Consider the following 23,625-nt stretch of genomic DNA (forward strand, 5'->3'; position numbering starts at 1 on the left):
TGCCCTTAGCCTAAAATACAAAAGCTAGATAAATGACCTCACAAGTCAAGAACTAGGTAACTGAGATCTTACGATGTATACTCACAAGCTATTGGTCAAAAAGGAAGTCACCATGGCAAGCATAACTACTCAAGTCCCAAACTTAGCGCAGAACACTGCAACAACCACAACAGTTTCCCCCATTGTAACTACACCTGAAAAAACGGCAGAAACTATTCAAACTAAAAGTAAGCAACTACAACCAGATAAAGTAGCCTTGTCAGAAGAAGCTAAAGCCAAATCGGCTGAAGCGGAAGAAACTGAACACAAGAACAACATAGATGCCAGCAGCTTAAATGGTGTTAAGAGCACTGCAGAGGTTGCAGCTGAAAATAAATCCAGTGAAAGTGAGTTAGATAAAGAAATTCGTGAATTATCAATAGAGATCCTCGAGCTAAGCGTCAAAATTCAAATGTTACAAGACAAGGAAGATAAAGAGTCAGTAAAAGAGCTACAAAAACTTGAAGTAGACTTGGCTATCAAAAAAGGTCAACTTGAAGCCGCTATTGATAGAAAATTACAATTAGCAGCAGTGAGCTAATCCTATAAAAAGAATCATTACCTCCCTTATGGAACCCCTATGGCAAAGATAATTTTAATGCTTGCTTACGCTTTAGCAGTTTTTCCAACCTCAGCTACACAAATGGCAAAAATTGGCGAGTTTGAAATCGAATATGAAATTTCAGGCTCCGGAAAATATACAATATTACTCGAAGCAGGAGGAACTGCTGGCTTAAGTGATTGGCAACCTGTGTTTAATGAAATAGCCAAATTTACGCGTGTGATCAGATATAGCCGTGTAGATAACGGTGGCTCTAGTAAAATTCAGCGTCACTTTAGTTCAGAGGATTATGCAAAACATACCCGTGATTTTCTGCAAAGCATCGATGTGCATAGCCCTGTGGTCTATATGGCGCATTCTTACGGTGCCTATATAGCTCGAACCTTTGCCGCCACTTATCCTGAACAAATTAATGCTCTAATGCTCGTTGAGCCCGCTTCTGAGCACGATGTTGATATTATTCGTGCCATAGATCTAAAGAAAGGTAATCAGGAAATAGCACAAATCAAGCTGGATGATTCTTCTAATGGTATGTCGAACCAATACTTAGATTTTTGGAGTAAACGACCATTACCAGATTATCCTGCTATCAAAGACATTCCAGTCACAGTTATTGCCTCGGTGAAAAAATATCAAAAGCCCACCATGATATTTTTTACCGATGAAGCAAGAGAGGCATGGGGTAAATTACACCAAGCATGGGCGGAAGACTTCCCACAAGGTAAAGCAGTTCTTACCAAGAAAAGTTATCACTATGTTCAGTTTGACGAGCCTGAACTGGTTATAACTGAATTACGTAAGCTATTAGCCAGAATGAAATAGCATTTACATAAACGATATTTATAAGCTGATGTTTAGACGCATAGTAGAAATAGGAAAATCAATCCAGCTAATTTCTCAATTAGTAAATCAAGATAAATTGCGCCTGCAAGCGTTAGAGTGCCTACGTGTACTTGATTTACCAGATGGTTATATTGCCGCCGGCTTTGTTCGTAATCTAGTATGGGATCATTTGCATAACAAAAACGTATCCACCCCTTTGAACGATATAGATGTTATTTATTTTGATTTAAACGAAAGTCATGCAGAACAATATAAAGACTATCAACAAGCGCTTAAGGTAATGATGCCAGAGGTTAATTGGCAAGTAAGAAATCAAGCCTTGATGCATAGCCGAAATGGCGACCAGCCTTATCAAAACAGCTTAGATGCCATGAGTTATTGGCCGGAAAAAGAAACGGCGGTGGCGATACGTAAATTACCTTCAGGTGAATTGGAATGTATTGCCGCATTTGGTTTTGAATCGCTATTTAACCTACAGCTGACTCATAACCCCAAACGAGAAAAAGCTGTATTTACTCAACGTGTCAAAGCCAAAGGATGGCTTAAGCAATGGCCCAAATTAACTATTACTCAGTAACCTAATAAATAGTTAATAAAAGGCCAGTAGTTGGATTTTTCCTGCTGACTTATTCTTGCTGAAGGTTCTTCAATATCTGACAATCACCGACCTTATCATTAGGGCAAGATGTAGCTAAGGTATGCAAGGTTTGCTCTAGTAAGGTCAATTCTGCAATGGTTTTTCTTACCTTATCTAACTGCTGATCAATCAAAGCATCAACTTCCTGGCACGATGACTTTTGATCCACTTGCACGGCTATCAAAGTTTTAATTTGCTCTAGCGGAATTTGTAATTCCCGGCAGCGTCTTATAAACACCAAACGTTCAATATCACTGGCACTGTATTCTCTGTAGCCATTATCATTTCTATAAGCCTCAGGCAGTAAACCTATCTCTTCATAATAACGAATGGTTTTACTGGCGACATTGGTTGTTTTAGCAAGTTGACTTATTTTCATAAAAATTGAATACCTGTATTTATAACAGTTGACCTTACTGTGACTGGAAGGTTTATTATGCCGCCATTATAGCGATAAGCCTTAGTAGGTGTTAGCTGAAAATGTCAGAAAATTGTAACTATCGTGCAAATAAATAGTCGTTATTTAACCGTTAACTTAGCTAAGTAACTCACCGACCTAAGTGACCAAATTTAGTAAATATTAGGAATATCAATGTTTTCGTATTATTACCGCTCGTTAATACACCATCATCATGGATGGAAAACAACTAGCTTGTTAACTTATCCACTAACCTATCTAGTTATTGGCGTCGCATTATTGCTACTTAGCCCTAACGCAATAGCACAGGGCAATAACCCTGCTACTGATAAGCCAACAACTTTAACTTTAGCCACAGCAATTAAGCGTACTTTAGCTGAAAACCCCGCCTTTAAAGTATTCACCCTGCGCCAAGCTGCACTTGATGGCCAACAACAAACGCAAGCGCTATCGCCCGGTTATCAGTTAGGATTTGAAGCAGAAAACTTTGCCGGCACCGGTGAGTTAAAAGGCTTTGATGGCGCTGAATTTACCGTGTCTTTATCATCTGTTATTGAAATGGGTGGTAAACGTGATGCCCGTCGAGATTTGGGTACCCATAGAAGTGCCATGTTAGCTGCTGAACGGAAAATTACCGCCTTAACGCTATTAGCCGAAGTTACCCGTCGTTATATTGATGTACTGGCCAGCCAAGAAATTTTGCAGTTGGCCTTTGATGCAACAAGCTTGGCCGAAGAGACTTTATTGACCGTTAAAAAGCGTGCCAAAGCGGGCTCGACGCCAAAAGCCGAAATAAAACGTGCCCTAGCCGCCGTTGGTAATGCTCGCTTAAATGCTTCATCAAAACAGCAGAAATTAGTAGCTGCGAAAATGTCCTTAGCCTTATTATGGAATGAAAAGTGGAATGAAAACTCGAATGAAAGTTCGAATGACAGCTCACCGACATTTAATACCGTTGCCGGAAACTTGTATCACTTTTCACAAGACGTCTCTTTTGATCGACTTTATGGCAAGATAAAACAAAATCCTGCCATCCTCGCCTTTGCTAGTGAAGAGCGACTTAAAAGTGCGCAATTACGCTTAGCTCAAAGCCAGTCAAGTACCGATATACAATGGACACTTGGAGTCAAACAACTACAAGATGTTGGTGATACTGCCCTCGTAGCAGGTTTTAGTATTCCGTTGTTTAGCTCAAGTAATAATTCAGGCGCTATTCTTTCAGCGCAAGCAAAGCGAGATGAAGTACAAGCAAGAAAACTCACCGCTATGTTGCAGTTACATAACCAATTACAACAAGCCTATTCAAGTCGAAAACAAGCAATTTACAGCGCAAATAGCTTGAGAAATACCATTATTCCGCTACTTGAAGAAGCGCTAGCTGAGACACAAACTGCTTATCAGCGCGGCCTATACAGCTACCTCGATTATTTAAACGCTAGGCAAGAGTTATTACTCGCTAGACGTGCGTTAATTAAATCGGCAACAGCCGCTTTGCGTTATGGCGCCGACATTGAACAATTGATAGCAGAGCCCCTGCCCGCGTCGCAACATTTTCAGCAACAAGCCTCATATGAAAATATTTCACCGATAAACTTTTCACCGATCAACAAGCGTTTCACCCAAGGATAATTTAATGAACAATCATTTTTTAACTAGCAGCCAGAAGACCTGCCTATTACTGGGTACTGTGATGGCTACCTTATTATTTACCCTGCCATTTTCTCTAACAAGTTATGCGACTTCCCATGCAGATAAGCCTGTAGATAGTCATACTGATAAAAAAGTAGCTGAACACTCTAATGATCACGGTGATCCTCTATCTATTTTAAATAGCGACGAACATAACGATGAGCATGGTGAAACCAATACCGATGAACACGGTGACGAACATGGCGATGAGCACGGAGAAGAAGGACATATAGAAATGTCAGCCGATATGATGAAAACCGTAGGTATTACTACTTTAACGGCAAGTTCTGGTGAGATAAAACAGCGATTGACCTTATATGGCACGTCGACGACTGAGCCAAGTGCGGTTAGTCACGTACGGGCCCGCTTTGCAGGTATGATCACCAAGCTCAGCGTCAATGTCGGCGATAAGGTAAAAAAGGGTCAGCTTATTGCTGAAATAGAATCCAATAACAGCCTAACACGCTATAGCATTCACGCTGCTATTTCCGGTGTTATCACCCAGCGTAATGCTAACCCCGGCGAATTAGCCAATGAACAAGTATTAGTCACTATTGAGGATCATCAAAAGTTATGGCTTGAGTTGCAAGTATTTGCCACGCAAAAGCCTAAAGTCGCCATCGGCCAAGCTGTACGTATTACGAGAGAGCAGCAATTTACCGACTCAGTTATCAGCCAACTTTTACCTAGCCGAAAAGATAGCCCTTTTAGTATCGCCAGAGTGCCTTTGGATAATAGCCAAGGTACTTGGTCTGCCGGCAACTTACTTAGTGGCTCTGTTGTTATTAACAAAAAATCAGTGTCGCTCATTATTGATAATCGTGCCGTGCAAGTGATGGCTGGTAAAGCAGTGATATTTGTTAAAAATGAACATGGATTTGAAGTACGCGAAGTGATGTTAGGCCTTAGCGATAGTCAATTTTCACAAGTATTGTCAGGCTTAAATCAGGGCGATGTCTACGGCGTTAAAAATAGCTACTTACTCAAAGCCGATCTGGAGAAATCCAGTGCTGAACATCACCACTAGGGGGCAATTATGATTGAATCACTTTTACGCTTCTCCATAGCCAAGCGTTGGCTAATTATTTCATTAACCCTAGTTTTAATGGCCGTTGGCTCTTGGAGTTATCAAAAACTGCCCATTGATGCCGTACCAGATATCACCAATGTGCAAGTACAAATCAATACCCGTGCCGATGGTTATTCACCATTAGAAACCGAGCAACGCATCACTTACCCGGTTGAAACAGCTTTGACGGGATTGCCAAATTTATCCTATACCCGTTCGCTGTCACGTTATGGTTTATCACAAGTGACCGTGGTTTTTGAGGAGGGGACGGATTTATATTTCGCCCGCAGTTTAATCAACGAACGACTTAATGCTATCAAGGGCAAACTACCCGCAGGTCTTTCGCCAGAAATGGGGCCCGTTTCTACAGGTCTAGGCGAAATTTTCATGTATACCTTAGATGCTGAAACTGATGCTAGGCAAGCCAATGGCAAGCCTTACGATGCCACGGCTCTTAGAGAAATACAGGACTGGATCATCAAACCGCAGCTCGCCTTGGTAAAAGGTGTGACCGAAATAAACACTATCGGTGGTTTTGATAAGCAGTATCACATCACACCATCACCGAGAAAGATGCTCGAATTTGGCATTTCATTTGCCGATATACAGACGGCATTAGCGGCCAATAATAGTAACCGTGGTGCTGGTTATATTGAAAGTAATGGCCAACAACTAACGGTTAGATCGCCAGGACAGTTAAAAACTATTACTGATATTGAACAGGTGGTGATCAAAGTTTTTACTACAGATAATGGTAATACGCCAATTAAGGTCAGTGATATTAGCGATGTTGCTATAGGCAAAGCGTTACGTACCGGTGCTGCTACCCACAGTGGTAAAGAAACCGTGCTCGGCGCTGCCATGATGTTAGTGGGTGAAAATGCCCGTGAAGTATCACTAGCTGTCGCTGACAAGCTTGCCCAAGTACAAAACTCTTTACCCCAAGGTATTAAGCTAACCGCCGTTTATGATAGAACCACCTTAGTTGATAAAGCCATTGCCACCGTACAAAAAAACCTAGTTGAAGGCGCTTTATTGGTGATAGTGGTGTTATTGCTATTACTAGGTAATGTTAGAGCCGCATTAATTACCGCCGCGGTGATCCCGTTAACCATGTTAGCGACGATAACCGGTATGGTACAAGCAGGCGTTTCGGCAAACTTAATGAGTTTAGGCGCATTGGATTTTGGTTTAATCGTCGATGGCGCAGTCATTATTGTCGAAAACGCCACCCGCCGCCTAGCAGAAGCCCAACGTCATAATGGCGCCAGATTGGCACTAAAAGATCGTTTACATGTAGTTTTTCAAGCCACTAATGAAGTGATCAGACCGAGCTTATTCGGCGTAATTATTATTACTGTGGTTTATATCCCACTGTTTTCATTAACTGGCGTGGAAGGAAAAATGTTCCAACCTATGGCGGCGACTGTCGTTATTGCCTTGTTATCGGCATTGGTACTCTCGGTTACTCTAGTGCCTGCGGCCATCGCCTTATTTATGACAGGTGATATTAGCGACAAAGAAAGTCTGGTAATAAAAGTCAGTAAATCAATTTATAAACCCATGTTAGTTATGGCGATGAAAGTGCGCTGGTTAGTACTTTCACTAGCCACCTTACTGGTAATATTTTGTGCTTGGCTAGCAACAACCTTAGGCTCAGAGTTTATTCCGCAACTTAACGAAGAAGATATTTTATTACAGGCTATTCGCATCCCAGGTACGGGTATAGAGCAAGCGGTTGAAATGCAAAAGTTACTTGAGCAAAGCGTTATTCAATTTCCGCAAGTACTGAATGTATTTTCAAAAATAGGTACACCTGAAATTGCCAATGATCCTATGCCACCTAACGTTGCCGACACCTTTATTATGTTAAAACCACGCAGCGAATGGCCAGACGTGAATTTAACTCATGCTGAATTAGCCGCTGACATTATGGCTAAAGTATCAAAACTACCAGGTAATAATTTTGAGTTAACTCAACCCATTGAAATGCGCTTTAACGAGTTGATTTCAGGGGTGCGAGCGGATTTAGGCATAAAGGTCATTGGTGATGATTTACAACAATTATTAACCTCAGCCAATGCCATCCGTGAAGTGCTTGAACAAGTTGACGGTGCTAGTGATATTCAAGTTGAGCAAGTCACTGGTTTACCCATGTTATCAATAGTGCCAAAACGTATGGCCTTGGCGCGCTATGGTTTAACCGTAGCTGAGTTACAAGACATTGTTGCTACCGCTATCGGTGGTGAAAATGCAGGTTTGATTTTTGAAGGTGACCGTCGCTTTAATATCGTGGTTAGATTACCTGAAGAAATTAGACGAGATGTTAATAAGTTAAGTGAGTTACCAATTTCTTTAGCTGGTGGTGGTTATGTGCCATTGTCAGAGGTAGCGACACTCGATATTGCGCCAGCACCTAATCAAATCAGTAGAGAAAATGGCAAACGACGCATAGTGGTAACCGCCAATGTACGAGGTAAAGATCTTGGCAGTTTTGTTAACGAAGTCAAAGCAAAGATCAGCAGCGATGTTGAAATTCCTGCCGGTTATTGGCTAGAGTACGGCGGCACCTTTGAACAACTGGAGTCTGCCAGCAAACGTTTATCGATTGTTTTACCGCTGACGTTAGCACTGATTTTTGCACTATTAATCATGGCGTTTAGTTCAGTAAAAGATGCGGCAATTATTTTCACTGGTATTCCTTTGGCACTCACTGGTGGCGTGATTTCATTGTGGCTGCGCGATATGCCACTGTCTATTTCTGCTGGTGTCGGCTTTATTGCCCTGTCAGGTGTAGCAGTATTAAATGGCTTAGTGATGCTGGCTTTTATCAGGGAACTTTGTAAAGAACGCACCGAGTTACTTACTGCTATTATCGATGGTGCCATGATCAGACTAAGACCAGTATTGATGACTGCATTAGTAGCAGGTTTAGGTTTTGTACCTATGGCACTTAACGTTGGCACAGGCGCCGAAGTGCAGCGCCCGCTAGCTACGGTAGTTATTGGTGGTATTATTTCATCAACACTGCTAACGCTGTTGGTCTTACCGCTGCTGTATCGCATTGTCCATGAGCGCAGTTTTACTAAAGCTAAGCTAATCGAAACTAAACTAAACTAAATTAAATTAAGTTAAGTTAAGTAATTAGCTACTGAGATTTCAGCCGCTCAGCTATTTCCGTTCAACTATTTCCGCTAATAAAAAAGCGTGGCAATAGTTGAGTGGTAAGTGCTGCGTGGTAATTTTCAGTTAATAGTCGCTAAAGTAAATCCCCAAGGGTTTGTTCAAGATTACTGTGATTAAAATCAAATTCATGATTGAGCAGCTTTTGTGGGTATATATTTTGACTACTCAATAATAACTCCGCCCCTTGCCCCATCAGCATATTTAACATAAATTCTGGCACACTAAACCAAGTAGCTCGATGAAGCTGTTTACCTAGACTTTTAGTAAACTCCTCATTAGTTAGCGCTTGTGGCGAAGTACAATTAATAGCGCCCTCAATGCTCGGGGTTAACATGATAAATTGAATCGCGTGCACCATATCTTCTATATGTATCCAAGACATATACTGCTGACCATGACCAAGTTTGCCACCTAAACCTAAAGAAAATGGCATACGCATTTTTGTTAGTGCGCCGCCATCATTGGCTAAAACCACGCCGGTGCGTAATAACACCACCCGACAATGTTCACTAGCCTTTAGCGCAATATCCTCCCACTTTTTACATAAAGAATGAGCAAAATCTTCTTGTTTAACTTGGGCATCTTCATGGGTTGAAACATTGCCAGTTTCACCATAGTAACCTATGGCGGAGCCGCTCAGTAAACAGGTCGGCTTGAATTTGGAACGCTCAATCATAGCAACAACTTGTTCGGTGATTTGCCAACGACTCTGGCATATCTTTTCTTTTTGCATAACTGTCCAGCGTTTATCAACGATAGGCTCACCGGCAAGATTGATTATCACCTCAAAATGATTTTGTTCCGGCAGCTCTTCAATGAAATCAATCCCTTCGGGTAAGTTTCTTTTAGCCTTTCGGCAATTACGCGTTAATACAGTGAATTGATATGGCTGCTGAAATGATTTGATAAAATGTCGGCCAATTAGGCCCGTGCCACCGGTTATTAAAATATTCATCTAGCCTCCTATACGTTCAGAACTTTGTTAGTGCATTAATAATAGTAGTAAACAGCAGAGAGTTTTATAAACCTAGGAGCAGGTATTTCGCCAAAGAAATTAAAACAATTAGCGGGGATTGATAAACAAGCACAAAAAAGCCGTTGTACTTAACAAGTACAACGGCTTTATTTATCACACTTACTGAAATATTATTTTTTAACCCACTGACCGGCAGAATTTTTAATTAAATGCCCTGATTGGGTTTTCGAAATAGATTTCTCTCCGGCTAACTTAGTGACTTGCTGCATAGTAATTTTATTTTTACGCGCTAAGTTCAAATAAATATCTTTACGCTTTTTATTTACCATTGCAACTAGGCTACTTACTTCAGAGCTAGCAACAACCACACCTAAATAGCCATTAGGCATTTCACCCACAAGGCCTTGTTGTTTTGCTTGATCAAGAGATATTGCCCACGCCGAAAATGCCATGCTTGAGGCAATAAGTACTAGGCTTATTTTTTTGATTGTCTGCTTCATTAATTTGTTCATAGCTGCTCCTAAAAAATATCGCTATCGTCACTGAAAATATCATCGAGTTCTTTATCTACTTTCACCCGAATTTCATGATCAATCTTGAGGTTTAAATTAATAGTGATGGGCTCTTTAGCACTCACTTCAATCTTGTGAGTACAGGCAGTAAATAAAAAAACAGCTAGCAGAGGTGCCAGTATTTTATCCATAAATGTTCCTTAGTTTTTGTTTGTAAGCCCTTTGATTACTTTGCTCTCAAAGTGCTCGGTGATATTGAATGACTCTAGCAAACCTAATAAGTCATAGCTAAGATTTAAATTTAAATTTACTTCATTGTCTAAATCGGGGTTTCGGCCTTTAATTTCGGTAACTAGCAACATATAGCCATCATCAGCCATTGAAACTTCCGAGGTTAAATGATGATAGTGCAAGTTTTCTAGGGCACTAAATGCTAATTTCAATTCAGTACTACCGGCCTTTAACTCTTCTACCGCTGGGTTATTAAAAACCTGAATAAGGCCATCACTGACATTGTGTAAACTGCCCTCTTTCACCAGTAAGTGCTGGCCATCATAATAAATGGGCAACAGTCCTGAAACCTTACCCGTAACGACAATACCTTGCTTTTTATCTAACTCGAGTAATTTTTCTAAATCTATTTCAGTTAGTTTAACATTCATAGCTGAATCTTTACTGAACGGCCATTGCGCCTCAGCAATAGCAAAGCGCCCGCCCAACAAGTTTCCGTGAATATTTTTGGCAACAACTCTGATCTTCTTTTGAGAAAAATCAATCCAGATGTTGGTCGATAAATCCGTTATCGGCGTGGCGGTTTCTACCTTAGCAATACTCAGGTTATTTACCGCTTTAGCATTACCTTTAACATCTACCATTAGCGATTTTACTTGACCATATTGCAAGGAAAATTCCTGCTGCCAATTAAGATCTTGTAACCAGGTGCCATCAACTTCACCCGTGACATCTTTTACCGATAAAGCCAATAATATAGGGTTAGCCATTAGCTCTGTATTATTTTTAAGCTGACCGGAAAAGTGGTAACTGAGTGTGCCATCAATAAGCTGTAATTCTATCGGTGCTTTTATATTTAATGCTAATAAATCGGTGATGAGCACATCTTTCGCCGAGACTTCTAGGTTTGGATGAAGTAAATCTCCAGTTAATTTTACCGAGGCTAAAGCTAACTTATCGACAATGACCTCGGTATTTATCGCTATATTATCAATACTGCCACTAAGCTTACTATTTAACTCTAGAACATTAACTTGCATGACTTTTTCAATATTGAGTTGTTTTAGCTGGTTGTTAATTGCTAGCTCAAAAGTCACTCCGCTATTATTACCGTCTTGACTTTGAGTCTCGTTTTTAGCAATAGCCACACTGCCCTGCCAGTGACTAATTAACGATTGTGCCCTTGCTTTAGCTTTGCCTTGCCCTTTAAGTTTTGCTTGTTGCAACGGATTTTCCGGTAAGCTTAACTGAGTCAGTTCAATTGCCGTTTCTTGCGCAATTTTAACTTGCCAAAAATCACTCTGCTGCTCAATTTCACCAACAATATTTAGCTTTACTGGTTGCTCACTATAAAGCTGTAATTGGCCAACCTTTGCTTGTCCGGTCAGGGAAAATTTTGTTTTGTGCAAGTTAATAGCAAGTGTAGCTTCATCCGTATAATTAAGGCCTATATCATTAAATGAAAGTATTACTGGCTCAGCTAAGTTACTACTGGCCAGCGTAATACCATCGCTGATAATACTTTGCTGGTTAAAGTCTATTTTTATCGAGCCTAAAGGCGTAATAGTTACCCTATTCATTACGTTGTCTGTGAGCAGTGCTTTTAGTTGTTTATCGTTCTCTTGCGCAGATAAAAAATCTGTCAGCATTTGCTGATCAACTATCAGCTTAACGGCACTGTCATTAGCAAAATCAATGTGTAATTTTTCACCCGCTAAGCTGAGCTGCCAAGCCAGTGTTGCATCTATTTCTACAGCGCCTAATTGAGCAAAGCCTTGCTCAGTCCGAAAAGAAAAATGGCTTAGTGTATTTGTCATGTTAAAGGTTTGCTTATGCCAATCAATTTGGCTACTAAATGCCCCTTTAACTGACCACGCTTTATTATCGGCATTCACTAATTGAGCGACGACTGCTGATGGTAAAACCGATTGATGAAGCTTTATAAACTGTCTTAACTTGGATAAATCAGTACTTATATTGACAGTAAAGTCTGCTCCAGTTCGAGCCAAATCCAGCGACAATAGCGGTGCTTGTTTAGCGTTAGTTAGTGATAAAGAAATTTTCTGTGTATTGACTGATAACTTACCTTTATAGTTTTGTCTTACCTCATCAGCACCAATATCAGAATCAGCAACAAAAGGCTGGTAACTAAAAGTGTCAATATTTATAGCAACAGGCACAGTATAATCAGCTATGTCCTGCATGAACTGTCTTATACTATTGGGTAACTCATTAAGCTGTTTTGGTGATTGAGTTGTACTTGATTTTAATGTAACTTCCGCTTTAGCGCGCACATCAACCGAGGTGATTTTTATCGCCGAAATTGCCTCTACGACTTTATCTACCGTTAAGTAGCTAGGCTCAAACTGCCACTCTATAAGAATACCAAGCAGCTCTAAATCAGCATAAGGTGAGTCAATACATAAGTGGCTAATCACCAAGTCAAAATCTGCATTAACGGTAAAATCGATACAGCTTATTGCGCTGTTATATTGCGTTAAATAATCATTTACTAAAGAAGTAACCACAGAGCTACGGGCATAAAATACTGAGCTAAAGATAATAACAATGACCAAGAAAATGGCTAAAGTAACTTTGAAAAAACGCAATTAAAAATCCCTTACCATCAATTATGAATTGTGATAGCTATACAGCCATGACTCTAAATCGAGTATATCAGAAAGTCATTGTAACTAGATTAGAATAGCGAACAAAATAATAGACTCAAGCTGCTATCTAAAAGATAACGCAATATACTGATTAACTTTATTGTTATTCAGTCGTTGGGGGGACAGGTGGTCAACAATTTCTAGCGCTTGCTGTACCTTAGATAATCCTATTTGATCATCTAAGGGTAAGCCTGCAAATGATTTATCATTAATAGTCTCTTTAAGTAAAGCTAACGCCCCCTGAAGAGATGACTTAAAGTCAGATTTATGTTTCTGCTCCTCAACATTGGCTAGGATTTCTTTGGCGGTATTTAATGCCCCCGTTAAAGCCACTACGGTTTCACTTTCAGTGACAACATCTTCACCTTCAGTATCTTTATTTTCGTCCTCAGCATCCTCAGCATTCAAGCGTTCAAGGAAGTCACCGATAAAGCTAGTTAAGGTGGTAGTGGACATTTTCTCGCTAGCTTCACTATTTTTCTCATTTACTCTGCCACCGGTTAAAGCGGCAAAATCGCCCTCTGAAATAAGGCCAAATTGGTATAGTTTTTCTTTCAGTTTACCGACATCATCTAATGTCAGCTGGGTACCACTAAAAAACTCGCTACTAATGGCATTTATCTTTTGGGCCCTGCTTGATAAAAATAAATTATTAGTAGCTATGCCCGCCGAACTTTCACTTTTAACACTATTTTCAGCATGCTGTTCAATTATCGCTTGTATCTCAGGAGTATTCTTTTGAGCCACAGTTGAATTGTTAGTATATTCGGTGCTATACAGGCCTAGATTATTGATCATTTAATAAATTCCACAATATATTGACGGTTATATTGCAAGCAATTTACACACCAATAATAGTGTAACTTTAGTTACGCTAAAGCCAGTTTTAACAAACGTGAAAAGTTGATAGTTAAATGCAAGATTTCCAGAGAAAATACAATCCGAAAATAACCATATAAAAGTAAGCTAAAACAATAAGCTAACCAAACACAAATGAGTAAAGAAAAGTAATATTTACCACGTTTAACAAAAATTTTGCTAAAGTTGTAAATACTAACTTTTAGTTTATAGTTAATTGAAGATCTAAGTTATATAAATCAAAGGAGTGTTGTGACCAACGCCAGCTCATTAAAAGACAAATATTTACTAGCAAAAACCTGGCCGTTATACCTTACGCTCTTTGCTAGTTATATTATTTGTGGCTACCTTTTATCATCCATTTCATTTCAAAGTCAAATAATCTATATTTGGTTACCTGCAGGAATAGCACTGGTCGGCTGCTATTTGTGGTGGTGGCGATTTTTCCCGGCAGTCTTTTTAGCATCCTATATTTTTAACTTTTCATTTACTCTTAATTTTGACTCAACACTGTTGTTTTCAACTGCCTCTATACAAAATGCCATCATAGCCAGTGGCGCAGGTCTACAAGCCATGGCGGGTAGTGCGCTACTTCGAAACTGGCTTGGTAACCCCATCAGCCAATGGCAGAATAAAAACACTCTCTATTTCATTGTCATTGTTGGCATTCTAATTAACCTAATTTCTGCAACGGTAGGCGTTGGCTCTCTCACGGCATTTAATCCTCAATACGCTATTGAAGATTTCCAATTAAATTTGATTTTCTGGTGGCTAGGTGACTCATTGGGAGTATTACTTGCACTGCCCTTTATCTTAAGTTTGCTTAACTTCCGCCATTTAAAAACTGAGCAACGTAAAGCTAGGTGGATAATTTTATATTCAGTCAGCGCCTTATTCATTATTATCACTTTGCTCACCAAGTTTTTTATTAGCAGCTCAAATTTCAATACCGATGAGTTGGTGATTAAAGAAGTAAAAGTGATAGAAAATGGTATTTATCGACAAATAACTAGCAGTATTCAGCAATTAAGTTTATTAGCCGAATTTATTCAACATAACCCTAATGCTAACCGTGAGCAGTTTCATACTTTTGTTCATAACCTCACACGAAGCTCTAACACACTGAAAGCTATGTCATGGAACCCCTTGATTAAGCAAGCAGATAAAGAAAAACATGAAAGTGAATTAACAAAGCTCTACGGTAAAAAAACCACCATTAGAGGCAAGCCGTTAGCCATTAATGACGACATGATTTATGTCAGGTTTATCAGCCCAGAAGAGAGTAATGCTAAAGCAATTGGCTTTAATGTCTATTCCAATCCATCTCGAAAAAAGTCCTTAGATAGCACCATGGTCAATTATCAACCGCAAGCTACCCCGATAATTCAGCTAGTACAATCTTTTAAAGAAGAACCAGCATTTTTATTGTTTTTTCCGGTCTTTGAACAAACTATGCCAACAAAAAACAACGCGAATAAACAATTAATTGGTTTTGCTACTGGCGTATTTTTAGCAGAAAAAATTATTGATAATGCGATCAGTGCTTCACAACAAAAACTCTTCCATTTCCAATTGTACGAACAAAATAAAAAAGCATGGTTTATCTCCAATACCGAAGACAGTCAAGTCAACTCAAAGGATATTAACCAGCATTTTAGCCATTCTTTCAATGTGGCTGGACAAACCTGGTATATCCACTTATTTGCTAAGAAAAGTTATTTAAACCAACAAAAGCATCAAGGATTCCTGCAGTTTTACTTATTACTCGTTGTTATTGCCACCACAATAGTTGCCTCGCTGTTATTAATGCATAACAGGCAATTACAACTTAATAATGAAGTTGACCAGCGTACTGAATCTTTACAAAAGGCGATGCAAGAAGCCAATTATGCCAATAAAGCAAAAAGCCAGTTTCTAGCCAATATGAGTCATGAAATTAGAACACCAATGAACTCAGTAATTGGCTTCGCGCAACTTGCCAAGGTATCTAACGACATGGCGGAAATAAACTCCTACTTACAGCACATCGATATCTCCTCAGGCTTACTTCTTCACATAGTGAATAACATTCTTGATATCTCAAAAATTGAATCAGAAAATATCCATCTCACTAATGAAGCCTTTGATATGCATTTACTGTTAAGACGGATTTATAGCTTATTGGAAGTGGAAGCGAGTAATAAGAAACTCACTTGGCAGCTGAGAGACAGTATTCCATCAGCCATTACTTTTTTAGGTGATCAAACTCGCATAGAGCAAATATTAATGAATTTATGTGGTAATGCGATGAAATTTACCCAGATTGGTAGTGTATCTCTGACAGCCGATGTACTTGAAGTTGCCGATAATAAAGTACACTTATCGATAAAAGTAAAAGATACCGGTATTGGCATCGCTGAGGAGCGTATTGATAAATTATTTAAGCCATTCACCCAAGCGGACGATTCAACCTCTCGTAACTTTGCTGGCACAGGCTTAGGTTTAACTATTGCCAAAGAACTTAGCCATTTAATGGCCGGAGATATATCAGTAGAAAGTCAACTAGGTGCTGGTACTAGCTTTATTTTTACTTGCTGGCTGCCGCTAACAAGTACGAAACCAAAAGCAGAAGAATACAGCCATGATACATTTGAGCAACTAGTCCGAGAAAATGAACAAAGTCCGCTAAATAATGCCGCACTAGTAACCAAGGTTGCTAGCGACCATGATGAACTCACAGCTCTAAAAGTATTGGTTGCTGAAGATAATCGTATTAACCAAAAGCTGATTAAGACAATACTGACCAAGCTAGGCATTGATGCTGTGATTGTTGCAAATGGCCAATTGGCTATAGATTACTTACAAACTGAGTCGGTAGATGTGATTTTAATGGATTGTCAGATGCCAGTGTTAGATGGTTACCAAGCCACAGAGAAAATAAGGGCAATGCCTAAATATGCAGATTTACCTATTTTTGCTTTAACGGCTGATGTTGATACTCGCAGTAAAGACAAAGCGCTGGCACTGGGTTTTACTAAACATCTTGCTAAGCCCATCAATATAGAACAATTAACCGCCTGCTTACTTGAAGTGAGTAAGACTGTGCTCGCTAAATACAATAACTTCAAATAACTTAGTCACCCATATAGCTACTCAATTAGTTACCCAATTGATAACTAATTAAATAACTAAAAAGCCGCTTAGAAGTTAATTCTAAGCGGCTTTATCTAATCAAAAACATTTCATTTCTAGTGTCTAAATGAAAGTCTTTTATCGATAGTAACGAGTACTGTTAACTTATATCTTAACTCTATAGCTCTTTATTAAACATCTTGGCGAATAAGGTAATCAAAAGCGCCTAGCGCAGCATTAGCGCCACTGCCCATAGCAATAATGATTTGCTTATAAGGACTGTCAGTAACATCACCGGCAGCAAAAACACCAGCGATTGAAGTTTCACCGCGAGCACCGGCGATAATCTCACCGCGATTAGTTAACTCGATATCACCTTGTAAAAACTCAGTGTTAGGCATCAAACCTATTTGCACAAAGATGCCTGCTAAGGTTATTTCATGGCTTTCATCGGTGCTGCGGTCAGTGTAGCTCAAACTAGTGACTCGTTTACCGTCGCCATTAACTTGTGTCGTTTGTGCGTTGGTAATAATTGTTACATTAGTCAATGAATTAGCTTTTCTTACTAACACGTCATCAGCGCGTAGTGTGTCTGCAAATTCTAATACCGTGACATGTTCAACAAGTCCGGCTAAATCAATCGCCGCTTCGATACCTGAATTACCACCACCGATAACGGCTACTGCTTTGCCTTTAAATAAAGGACCATCACAATGAGGACAATAAGCAACACCTTTACCGCGATATTCATGTTCACCCGGCACGTTCATTTCACGCCAGCGTGCACCCGTCGCCAAAACAACCGCTTTACTCTTAAGTACCGCACCATTTTCTAGGCTGACTTCAATTAAACCTGTTTCTTCATTACGCTTCACTTGGCTGGCTTTGTTACTGTTCATTATATCAACATCATAATCACGAACATGCTCTTCTAAGCTAGCAACCAGCTTTGGTCCTTGAGTGGCTTTTACCGAAATAAAGTTTTCAATTGCCATGGTATCACTGACTTGTCCACCAAATTGGTCGGCAACTAAGCCCGTACTAATACCTTTTCGTGCCGCATATATTGCCGCTGCTGCGCCAGCTGGACCGCCACCGACCACAAGGAAATCGTAAGCACCCTTATTTTCCAGTGCTTTCGCTTGTCGTGCACCGGAATTTTTATCAACTTTATTTAAAATATCGGTTAACGACATACGACCTTGACCAAACGACTCACCATTTAAATAAACAGTTGGTACTGACATTATGTCGCGATCAAAGACTTCCGTTTGAAATAATGAGCCATCGATCATGGTATGTTTTATTTGTGGATTGATTGCCGCCATCATATTAAGTGCTTGTACGACATCCGGACAATTTTGACAGCTCAGTGAAATATAGGTTTCAAATTCTAAGTCGCCATCAAGGTTACGTACTTGTTCAATTTGCTCTGCATCCAATTTTAATGGATGTGAGCCGCTGTGCAATAACGCCATCACTAGTGAGGTAAATTCATGGCCCATAGGTAAACCAGCAAAACGCATTTCACTGCCTGTTGCTACCGAGCGTACCAACATAGAAGGCACACGTTCATTGGTAGCTTGCTCAGTGTTACTAGAGGAAAGGTTACCGTCAATGGCAGTAACGAGTGGAGATAACTCAGCAATTTGATTTACTAATTGGCTAAGCTCTTTTGCCTTAGGGCTTTCATCAGTAAAGGTGACCAGCTCGACTGGTGTTTTTAAATTTTCTAAATAACTTTTTAATTGTGTTTGTAAATTTGTGTCTAACATAATGACCTCTGCAGAAATGGATGAGAACTGGAAAAGCTTTCATTCGAAAAGTGATAAGGAAAAGGAACTTTATAGTTTGAACTTAGATTTGAATTAAATGGTACTTACTCAAGGCGCGGAGCATGAGCATAGCTTGCCTATGTTATTGCTCCGCAACAAAGAGTAAATACCATTTAAACTAATCTAAAGAAAACTTAACTAATACTTTAGATTTTACCTACTAAGTCTAGTGATGGAGCTAAGGTATCTGCACCTGGCTGCCATGCTGCTGGACAAACTTCACCGTCATGCTCTGCTACATATTGTGCAGCTTTAACTTTGCGAAGTAATTCTGCTGCACTGCGACCTATACCTAGGTCATGTACTTCAGCGATTTTGATTTCGCCTTCAGGGTTAATCACAAAAGTACCACGAAGTGCCAAACCTTCTTCTTCAATCATGACACCGAAATTACGCGTGATTGCGCCAGTTGGGTCACCAATCATAGGGTAAGAAATTTTCTTAATAGTATCTGAAGTATCGTGCCATGCTTTATGCGTAAAGTGGGTATCCGTTGATACTGAGTAAACTTCAACACCCATTTTTTGCAATTCTGCGTAATGGTCAGCCATGTCGCCTAATTCAGTCGGACAAACAAAAGTGAAGTCAGCTGGGTAGAAGAAGAATATTGACCATTTTTCGGCAACATCTTTTTCGCTTAATTCAACAAACTCACCGTTGTGAAAAGCAGTAGCGTTAAAAGGTAATAATTTAGTATTGATAATTGATTGGTTCATAATGAACTCCCATTTAGTTAAGTATATTAAGTAACTTTTTGAAGCGCTTCCTCGATGTAGAGTTAACCGCTTCGTTTAAGATGGGATAATAATAGCGATCAGGCTTGGATTAGTATAATTGATAGTAATTATTAATATGATAGCTAAAACCTATCATTAGATTTGGAGTTAGTTTATTCCTGCTGTGGCGATCACCAGCATCCTGCTCTGTTTGGTGTATACAAATATAGCTTGAGTTTATTTCCCTGCTTGGCGTCGCGGTGGCGACCACACCCAAGGGGCGACGTACCTTGGAACCCCTGCGACGCCCTACTCAGTGAAAACATAAATCATCAATTTTGTGTTTACAGTCAATGCCTGCCGATATTCGTCCATGAAAAGCGGCAGTCTTCGCCATCCATGGCTCAGCTTGACTGACACTTTACAAAATTGAGATTCATTCACTGAGATGGGATTTGGAGTGCTTGGTAAGAGTGACGTCAACCAACTAACAAATAGATTTTTAACAGGTTAGTTAAATGCCATAGAATAAAAAAATGCCAAGTCTGCTTTAACAAACGATAAAATGAATGAAAGTGTTCACGTATATTCATCAGGGATGATGAATAAAGCGCTGTCGGCACATGACGGTACAGGATGTACCTTATTAGACAATGCAGGAGTATATTGTCCTGATGTGCCATCAGCGCTGGTACGTCGATACACTTGAGTGAATTGAAGAATACGTTTGTTAGCAGCGCCGGGGGATTCCAAAGGGGTCTCGGCGTTTAGCCCCCTTTGGGTGTCGTCGCCACCGCGACAAATGATTTAAATGGACTCTTACAGCATTTATTTAACGATCATTTTTACCACAAAGCTGACCTAATTTAGATGGGAATCTATCTAAATAAATAGTCAGTTTAGCCCAGAAAAGCTGGTCATTAAGGCTTGCAGCCATTAACGCATACATTATTGTTAGCAATTAGGATCGAATTAAAATTACTCTCTTTAACTTGCTTTGAAAGAAATTTGAGCATGTGATACAGACAACCTTATTTTTAGAGGTGTTAGTGAATGGTATATGCTGATAAGCCTATTTTTATATCCTTTCAAATTCCAAATCATACCTATCTGGATGAATTATTGATTTGTATAAATTTCCGTTCAAATTAGTAAATTTTGACATCCTCTCTCTTGAATATAGTATTCTATTTATATTGTATTTAGGGACTGATCGGCTTCACGAGATATCTCTTCATTCCTATTAGCTTTATCCTTGGCAAGTTCCATGAGCTAACCGACAAATTTTCAGCATTATAAGCTCAAAAAATTTAATACCTAGCAACCACTTTAACATCAGTGGTGACGACTGCACTATCAACAAAACCTATAGCTGTGACGTCTGATTTTATGGCATTAATCATATCGTCATTATTTGCCATTTTCTTCGGCGGCGTTCCTTTGCCAGTAAATGCAAGTTTAGACCAATAAGACTGAAATTGACTATTGGATTTTTTCAGTGCACTTTTACGAAAAACAGTCGTCGCTGAAACATCATCTTTTAAAGTTAATACATTGACTTTAGTACCGCTTGGAAATGACTTTACTTTTCCTAAGTAAATCCGTTTTATTAGTTTAGTATTGATAACGTCAGTATTTCCTTTATTTACTATAACCGACACTTCAGCAAAGCTAATAAAGCTAATAAAGCTAATCATGGAAAAACTGAGGATGCATATTTTCTTTAATAATTTCATGTTAGTTTTCCCTTAAAAAACATAGTCAATACCGAAAGTAACAACACTAGCACCTTCGCCTTCTAGTTTATCTGTTGCATAGGTATATTCGAACTTATAAGCAATTCCTTCAGATGCGTCATATCTGATATGAATTCCTTGAGCGTCATATTCATTAGGCTTTAAAAAAGTGTTATTGGTAGCGGTTAAAAAAGCATTTACATAAGGGTCTGATGAAGAAACATTCTCATATTCGAAGTTATAACTAACATCTTCATGCACTAAAGTAACTACTGTTTTATCAAAGCGGTAGCCTAAAGACACATACATTGATTTGTTCTGTTCACTAAATGAATCATCAATTTTATAAGTGGCATACTCAGCATTAAACAGCCATTGTTGATAATCGATAGTAAAACCCGTTGATAGATATGTCGTACTATCTTCCTCAACGTAGGTAGCAGACATATCATAAACAGCTAAATTCCCAGGAGTATAAACCGTCCCCTCATTAACTGTATAACCAGGTAAACTATTCATTAATGCAGCATCAAGTTGGTTATTAATATCTAAATATAGCTCAGCATTCAATGCGCCAAAGTATATTGAAAACCAATCATAGCTATATTCAAGAGACAGTTGCATTATATTGTTTGCGTCTGAGTATACTTCACCTAATCCAGTAATAGTTGAACCTGAAAAACTCCCATAAGAGCCCTTAATGGTAATATCGCCATCGCCGATGAATGTTGAGTGCATCAAACGAATGCCCTCGATAACATCAAAGGCTTGTCCTCGATAAACTGAACGCGGCATAACGGAGTAATTGTGAGCGTAGCCAATATCTTGTGTATCTGAGTTTCTAAAATAAGGCAATGCAAAGCGACCGACGGTTAACGTTGTTTCATCCGTCAATTCGTAATTTAGATAAGCCCAACGCGCTTCTAGTTTGAAATCATATTGCCCTCTTGCTTGGAGAATAATAGTCGCACTCCAATCATCATTTATCTGGGTCTTTGCTTGCAAGGCGAATACTGACTCCTCTTTAAAATCAATCTTATCATCGTAATTAAAATTACGCGGAAAATGGTCGTCACCTAAAACAAGTCCTGCGCGAATAGAACCATAGCCACTGAAATTAATATCTGCTGCTTGTGCAGCATTATTAAGCATCAATAAACCTAATGCTAAGGCAAGGCTAGTCTTTTTCATACATCCTCCAAAGGAATCAACGTGTGTAATCAAACATTATTATAGTGTTAAATTTCAAAAACGCCGCGCATGATACAGAAAGGTGCGTATAAATAATTACTTATTTTGTTATTTATTTGTACGACAGCAATCTCAGGGAAGTCCTTTCAGATAAATAGTTGGCATGGTGTAGTGATGTAATGGACGCCTCAGTAACCCAAGTTTGGCGATTATAGTCCAAAATTAAGCTGCCTTTGCTTAACTGTTTAGGAGTTCATCATGAATATTAAAGTTGTTGATATAGACCTGGCTAAAAACATCTTTCAATTATGTATTTTGTTAAAAGACAATTCCATTCAAAGTAACCGCAAAATCAATAGAACTAAGTTTCTTCATCCTATGAGGAAACTTCCCTCTGGAACATTAGTTGCGATAGGAGCTTGTGGAACTTCCCATTATTGGGCTAGAACATTAATCAGTTTAGGGTTAAATGTTAAATTTGACGTGGTTTAATGGATTCGACTACCCCAGTTAAGAGATAATAAACTTAACTGGAGATAGAAAATACAAAACGTAAAAAGTATTCAAAAGAATTTAAGCTTGTTTGTGGTATGAGTTAGCGTAAATAAACAACACGTCACAGGCGGCTTTGAGACTTGAAGCGGACATTAGGGCGAACGAGTTGCTAACTTCCGCTAAGCGCACAAAGTGATCTTGACGGTAGCCTTTTAAAGCCACGGCTAGAAATGAGCCCCTATTCAATACGTCCTCAACACTCAGATAGCATTTAGCTTCAGTAAATATATGGTGTTGTTAGCTGATGATATCGCTAAGAGACTTTCGAACACTCGCCACTATGGCTCTAACACACTGCATGCGCGAGTAGTTTGGTCTAATGACCAAGGAGATGCCACGTATCGGCACTGGTGCTTGAAACTTACCATAGTGAAGAGTATCGCTGGCTAAGTTACCTTGCGCTGCCAGCGCGGGGAGTAAAGTGATGCCCATGCCACTGGCCACCATATGGCGTAATGTCTCTAAGCTTGTCGCTTGAAAGCTATTATCTTCTTTAGCGCCTGCCGCAAAGCAATAACCCATGGCTTGATCTTTAAGACAATGACCATCAGCTAAAGTAAGAATTTTTTCACCATGTAAGTCAGCCAGTGATAGTGATTTTTTAGTGGCCAAAGGATGATTTTTTGGAGTTGCCAACATTAGTGGCTCATCAAACAATTGGTATGATTCAAATTTTTCCATTTCTGCAAGATAAGGCAAAATTAACACATCTAATTTTCCCTCATCTAATTGCTGTAATAACACCTTAGTTTGATTTTCATGTAAGAAAAAATTGATATTAGGCAAGGTGGT

Annotated in this window: 20 protein-coding genes; 8 read left to right on the top strand and 12 right to left on the bottom strand. The window is 39.3% G+C overall.

Annotated elements, in window-relative coordinates:
* Nucleotides 1-112 precede the first annotated feature (112 nt).
* From HRT50_RS01660 to HRT50_RS01670, 3 genes are read left to right on the top strand one after another with little or no spacing between them, the layout of a single operon-like run.
* Nucleotides 113-580, top strand: coding sequence for a hypothetical protein (locus HRT50_RS01660; protein ID WP_291610661.1), 468 nt, complete (start codon nt 113-115; stop codon nt 578-580).
* A 39-nt stretch (nt 581-619) separates the two neighbouring features.
* Nucleotides 620-1,423: an alpha/beta hydrolase gene (locus tag HRT50_RS01665; protein ID WP_291610663.1), complete on the top strand. Its 804-nt coding sequence runs from the start codon at nt 620-622 to the stop codon at nt 1,421-1,423.
* 28 nt (nt 1,424-1,451) lie between these two features.
* Nucleotides 1,452-2,021, top strand: a complete 570-nt coding sequence (locus tag HRT50_RS01670; protein WP_291610665.1) for a nucleotidyltransferase family protein — start codon at nt 1,452-1,454, stop codon at nt 2,019-2,021.
* 49 nt (nt 2,022-2,070) lie between these two features.
* Here HRT50_RS01670 and HRT50_RS01675 read toward each other — a convergent pair whose 3' ends face one another.
* Nucleotides 2,071-2,460 carry a Cd(II)/Pb(II)-responsive transcriptional regulator gene (locus tag HRT50_RS01675; protein ID WP_291610667.1) on the bottom strand — a complete coding sequence of 130 codons (390 nt, stop codon included), beginning with the start codon at nt 2,458-2,460 and terminating at the stop codon, nt 2,071-2,073.
* 213 nt (nt 2,461-2,673) lie between these two features.
* Between HRT50_RS01675 and HRT50_RS01680 the strand changes: the two genes are divergently transcribed.
* The 3 genes from HRT50_RS01680 to HRT50_RS01690 are packed head-to-tail and all read left to right on the top strand — an operon-like array spanning nt 2,674 to nt 8,377.
* Nucleotides 2,674-4,128, top strand: a complete 1,455-nt coding sequence (locus HRT50_RS01680; RefSeq protein ID WP_291610669.1) for a TolC family protein — start codon at nt 2,674-2,676, stop codon at nt 4,126-4,128.
* A 4-nt stretch (nt 4,129-4,132) separates the two neighbouring features.
* Complete coding sequence (locus tag HRT50_RS01685; protein WP_291610671.1) at nt 4,133-5,215, top strand: efflux RND transporter periplasmic adaptor subunit; 1,083 nt, start codon at nt 4,133-4,135, stop codon at nt 5,213-5,215.
* Nucleotides 5,216-5,224: 9 nt separating this feature from the next.
* Nucleotides 5,225-8,377 (top strand): CusA/CzcA family heavy metal efflux RND transporter, encoded by a 3,153-nt coding sequence (locus HRT50_RS01690; protein WP_291610674.1) that lies wholly within the window; start codon nt 5,225-5,227, stop codon nt 8,375-8,377.
* Between the two features lie 139 nt (nt 8,378-8,516).
* Here the strand turns inward: HRT50_RS01690 and HRT50_RS01695 are convergent, their stop codons facing one another.
* The 5 genes from HRT50_RS01695 to HRT50_RS01715 all read right to left on the bottom strand — a co-directional run bounded on the left by HRT50_RS01695 (nt 8,517) and on the right by HRT50_RS01715 (nt 13,629).
* Nucleotides 8,517-9,398, bottom strand: a complete 882-nt coding sequence (locus tag HRT50_RS01695; protein ID WP_291610676.1) for a TIGR01777 family oxidoreductase — start codon at nt 9,396-9,398, stop codon at nt 8,517-8,519.
* Nucleotides 9,399-9,589: 191 nt separating this feature from the next.
* Complete coding sequence (locus tag HRT50_RS01700) at nt 9,590-9,931, bottom strand: YdbL family protein (protein WP_291610678.1); 342 nt, start codon at nt 9,929-9,931, stop codon at nt 9,590-9,592.
* 8 nt (nt 9,932-9,939) lie between these two features.
* Complete coding sequence (locus HRT50_RS01705; RefSeq protein WP_291610680.1) at nt 9,940-10,122, bottom strand: YnbE family lipoprotein; 183 nt, start codon at nt 10,120-10,122, stop codon at nt 9,940-9,942.
* 9 nt (nt 10,123-10,131) lie between these two features.
* Nucleotides 10,132-12,771 (bottom strand): YdbH domain-containing protein, encoded by a 2,640-nt coding sequence (locus HRT50_RS01710; RefSeq protein ID WP_291610682.1) that lies wholly within the window; start codon nt 12,769-12,771, stop codon nt 10,132-10,134.
* A 123-nt stretch (nt 12,772-12,894) separates the two neighbouring features.
* A complete protein-coding gene (locus tag HRT50_RS01715; protein WP_291610684.1) occupies nt 12,895-13,629 on the bottom strand; it encodes a hypothetical protein in 735 nt (244 codons plus the stop codon).
* Between the two features lie 312 nt (nt 13,630-13,941).
* On the opposite strand from HRT50_RS01715, the gene HRT50_RS01720 reads away from it, so the two are divergent.
* Nucleotides 13,942-16,800, top strand: a complete 2,859-nt coding sequence (locus tag HRT50_RS01720) for a CHASE domain-containing protein (protein ID WP_291610686.1) — start codon at nt 13,942-13,944, stop codon at nt 16,798-16,800.
* Between the two features lie 191 nt (nt 16,801-16,991).
* Here HRT50_RS01720 and ahpF read toward each other — a convergent pair whose 3' ends face one another.
* The 5 genes from ahpF to HRT50_RS01745 form a co-directional block, all read right to left on the bottom strand.
* Nucleotides 16,992-18,575 carry an alkyl hydroperoxide reductase subunit F gene (gene ahpF, locus HRT50_RS01725; RefSeq protein ID WP_291610688.1) on the bottom strand — a complete coding sequence of 528 codons (1,584 nt, stop codon included), beginning with the start codon at nt 18,573-18,575 and terminating at the stop codon, nt 16,992-16,994.
* A 206-nt stretch (nt 18,576-18,781) separates the two neighbouring features.
* A complete protein-coding gene (ahpC, locus tag HRT50_RS01730; protein WP_291610690.1) occupies nt 18,782-19,351 on the bottom strand; it encodes an alkyl hydroperoxide reductase subunit C in 570 nt (189 codons plus the stop codon).
* 579 nt (nt 19,352-19,930) lie between these two features.
* Nucleotides 19,931-20,104, bottom strand: coding sequence for a hypothetical protein (locus HRT50_RS01735; protein WP_291610692.1), 174 nt, complete (start codon nt 20,102-20,104; stop codon nt 19,931-19,933).
* Between the two features lie 557 nt (nt 20,105-20,661).
* Entirely contained in the window at nt 20,662-21,087 is a 426-nt protein-coding gene (locus HRT50_RS01740; protein ID WP_291610694.1) for a phosphate ABC transporter substrate-binding protein, read from the bottom strand.
* 12 nt (nt 21,088-21,099) lie between these two features.
* A complete protein-coding gene (locus HRT50_RS01745; protein WP_291610696.1) occupies nt 21,100-22,278 on the bottom strand; it encodes a hypothetical protein in 1,179 nt (392 codons plus the stop codon).
* 258 nt (nt 22,279-22,536) lie between these two features.
* Between HRT50_RS01745 and HRT50_RS01750 the strand changes: the two genes are divergently transcribed.
* The gene (locus tag HRT50_RS01750; RefSeq protein ID WP_291610706.1) at nt 22,537-22,770 is read left to right on the top strand and encodes a hypothetical protein; all 234 of its coding nucleotides are present in this window, start codon (nt 22,537-22,539) and stop codon (nt 22,768-22,770) included.
* A 300-nt stretch (nt 22,771-23,070) separates the two neighbouring features.
* On the opposite strand, the gene HRT50_RS01755 is transcribed toward HRT50_RS01750, so the two are convergent.
* A partial coding sequence (locus tag HRT50_RS01755) for a LysR substrate-binding domain-containing protein (protein WP_291610698.1) occupies nt 23,071-23,625 on the bottom strand: 555 nt, incomplete at its 5' end.

This window comes from Colwellia sp. (assembly GCF_013215345.1).
GTDB lineage: Bacteria > Pseudomonadota > Gammaproteobacteria > Enterobacterales > Alteromonadaceae > Colwellia.

Excerpts from the sequence above, each read along its gene's own strand:
- HRT50_RS01700 (WP_291610678.1), bottom strand. The coding sequence starts at position 9,931 with ATGAACAAATTAATGAAGCAGACAATCAAAAAAATAAGCCTAGTACTT.
- HRT50_RS01670 (WP_291610665.1), top strand. The coding sequence starts at position 1,452 with ATGTTTAGACGCATAGTAGAAATAGGAAAATCAATCCAGCTAATTTCT.
- HRT50_RS01665 (WP_291610663.1), top strand. The coding sequence starts at position 620 with ATGGCAAAGATAATTTTAATGCTTGCTTACGCTTTAGCAGTTTTTCCA.
- HRT50_RS01750 (WP_291610706.1), top strand. The coding sequence starts at position 22,537 with ATGAATATTAAAGTTGTTGATATAGACCTGGCTAAAAACATCTTTCAA.
- HRT50_RS01690 (WP_291610674.1), top strand. The coding sequence starts at position 5,225 with ATGATTGAATCACTTTTACGCTTCTCCATAGCCAAGCGTTGGCTAATT.
- HRT50_RS01660 (WP_291610661.1), top strand. The coding sequence starts at position 113 with ATGGCAAGCATAACTACTCAAGTCCCAAACTTAGCGCAGAACACTGCA.
- HRT50_RS01715 (WP_291610684.1), bottom strand. The coding sequence starts at position 13,629 with ATGATCAATAATCTAGGCCTGTATAGCACCGAATATACTAACAATTCA.
- HRT50_RS01740 (WP_291610694.1), bottom strand. The coding sequence starts at position 21,087 with ATGAAATTATTAAAGAAAATATGCATCCTCAGTTTTTCCATGATTAGC.
- HRT50_RS01675 (WP_291610667.1), bottom strand. The coding sequence starts at position 2,460 with ATGAAAATAAGTCAACTTGCTAAAACAACCAATGTCGCCAGTAAAACC.
- ahpF (WP_291610688.1), bottom strand. The coding sequence starts at position 18,575 with ATGTTAGACACAAATTTACAAACACAATTAAAAAGTTATTTAGAAAAT.
- HRT50_RS01695 (WP_291610676.1), bottom strand. The coding sequence starts at position 9,398 with ATGAATATTTTAATAACCGGTGGCACGGGCCTAATTGGCCGACATTTT.
- HRT50_RS01705 (WP_291610680.1), bottom strand. The coding sequence starts at position 10,122 with ATGGATAAAATACTGGCACCTCTGCTAGCTGTTTTTTTATTTACTGCC.
- HRT50_RS01745 (WP_291610696.1), bottom strand. The coding sequence starts at position 22,278 with ATGAAAAAGACTAGCCTTGCCTTAGCATTAGGTTTATTGATGCTTAAT.
- HRT50_RS01680 (WP_291610669.1), top strand. The coding sequence starts at position 2,674 with ATGTTTTCGTATTATTACCGCTCGTTAATACACCATCATCATGGATGG.
- ahpC (WP_291610690.1), bottom strand. The coding sequence starts at position 19,351 with ATGAACCAATCAATTATCAATACTAAATTATTACCTTTTAACGCTACT.
- HRT50_RS01685 (WP_291610671.1), top strand. The coding sequence starts at position 4,133 with ATGAACAATCATTTTTTAACTAGCAGCCAGAAGACCTGCCTATTACTG.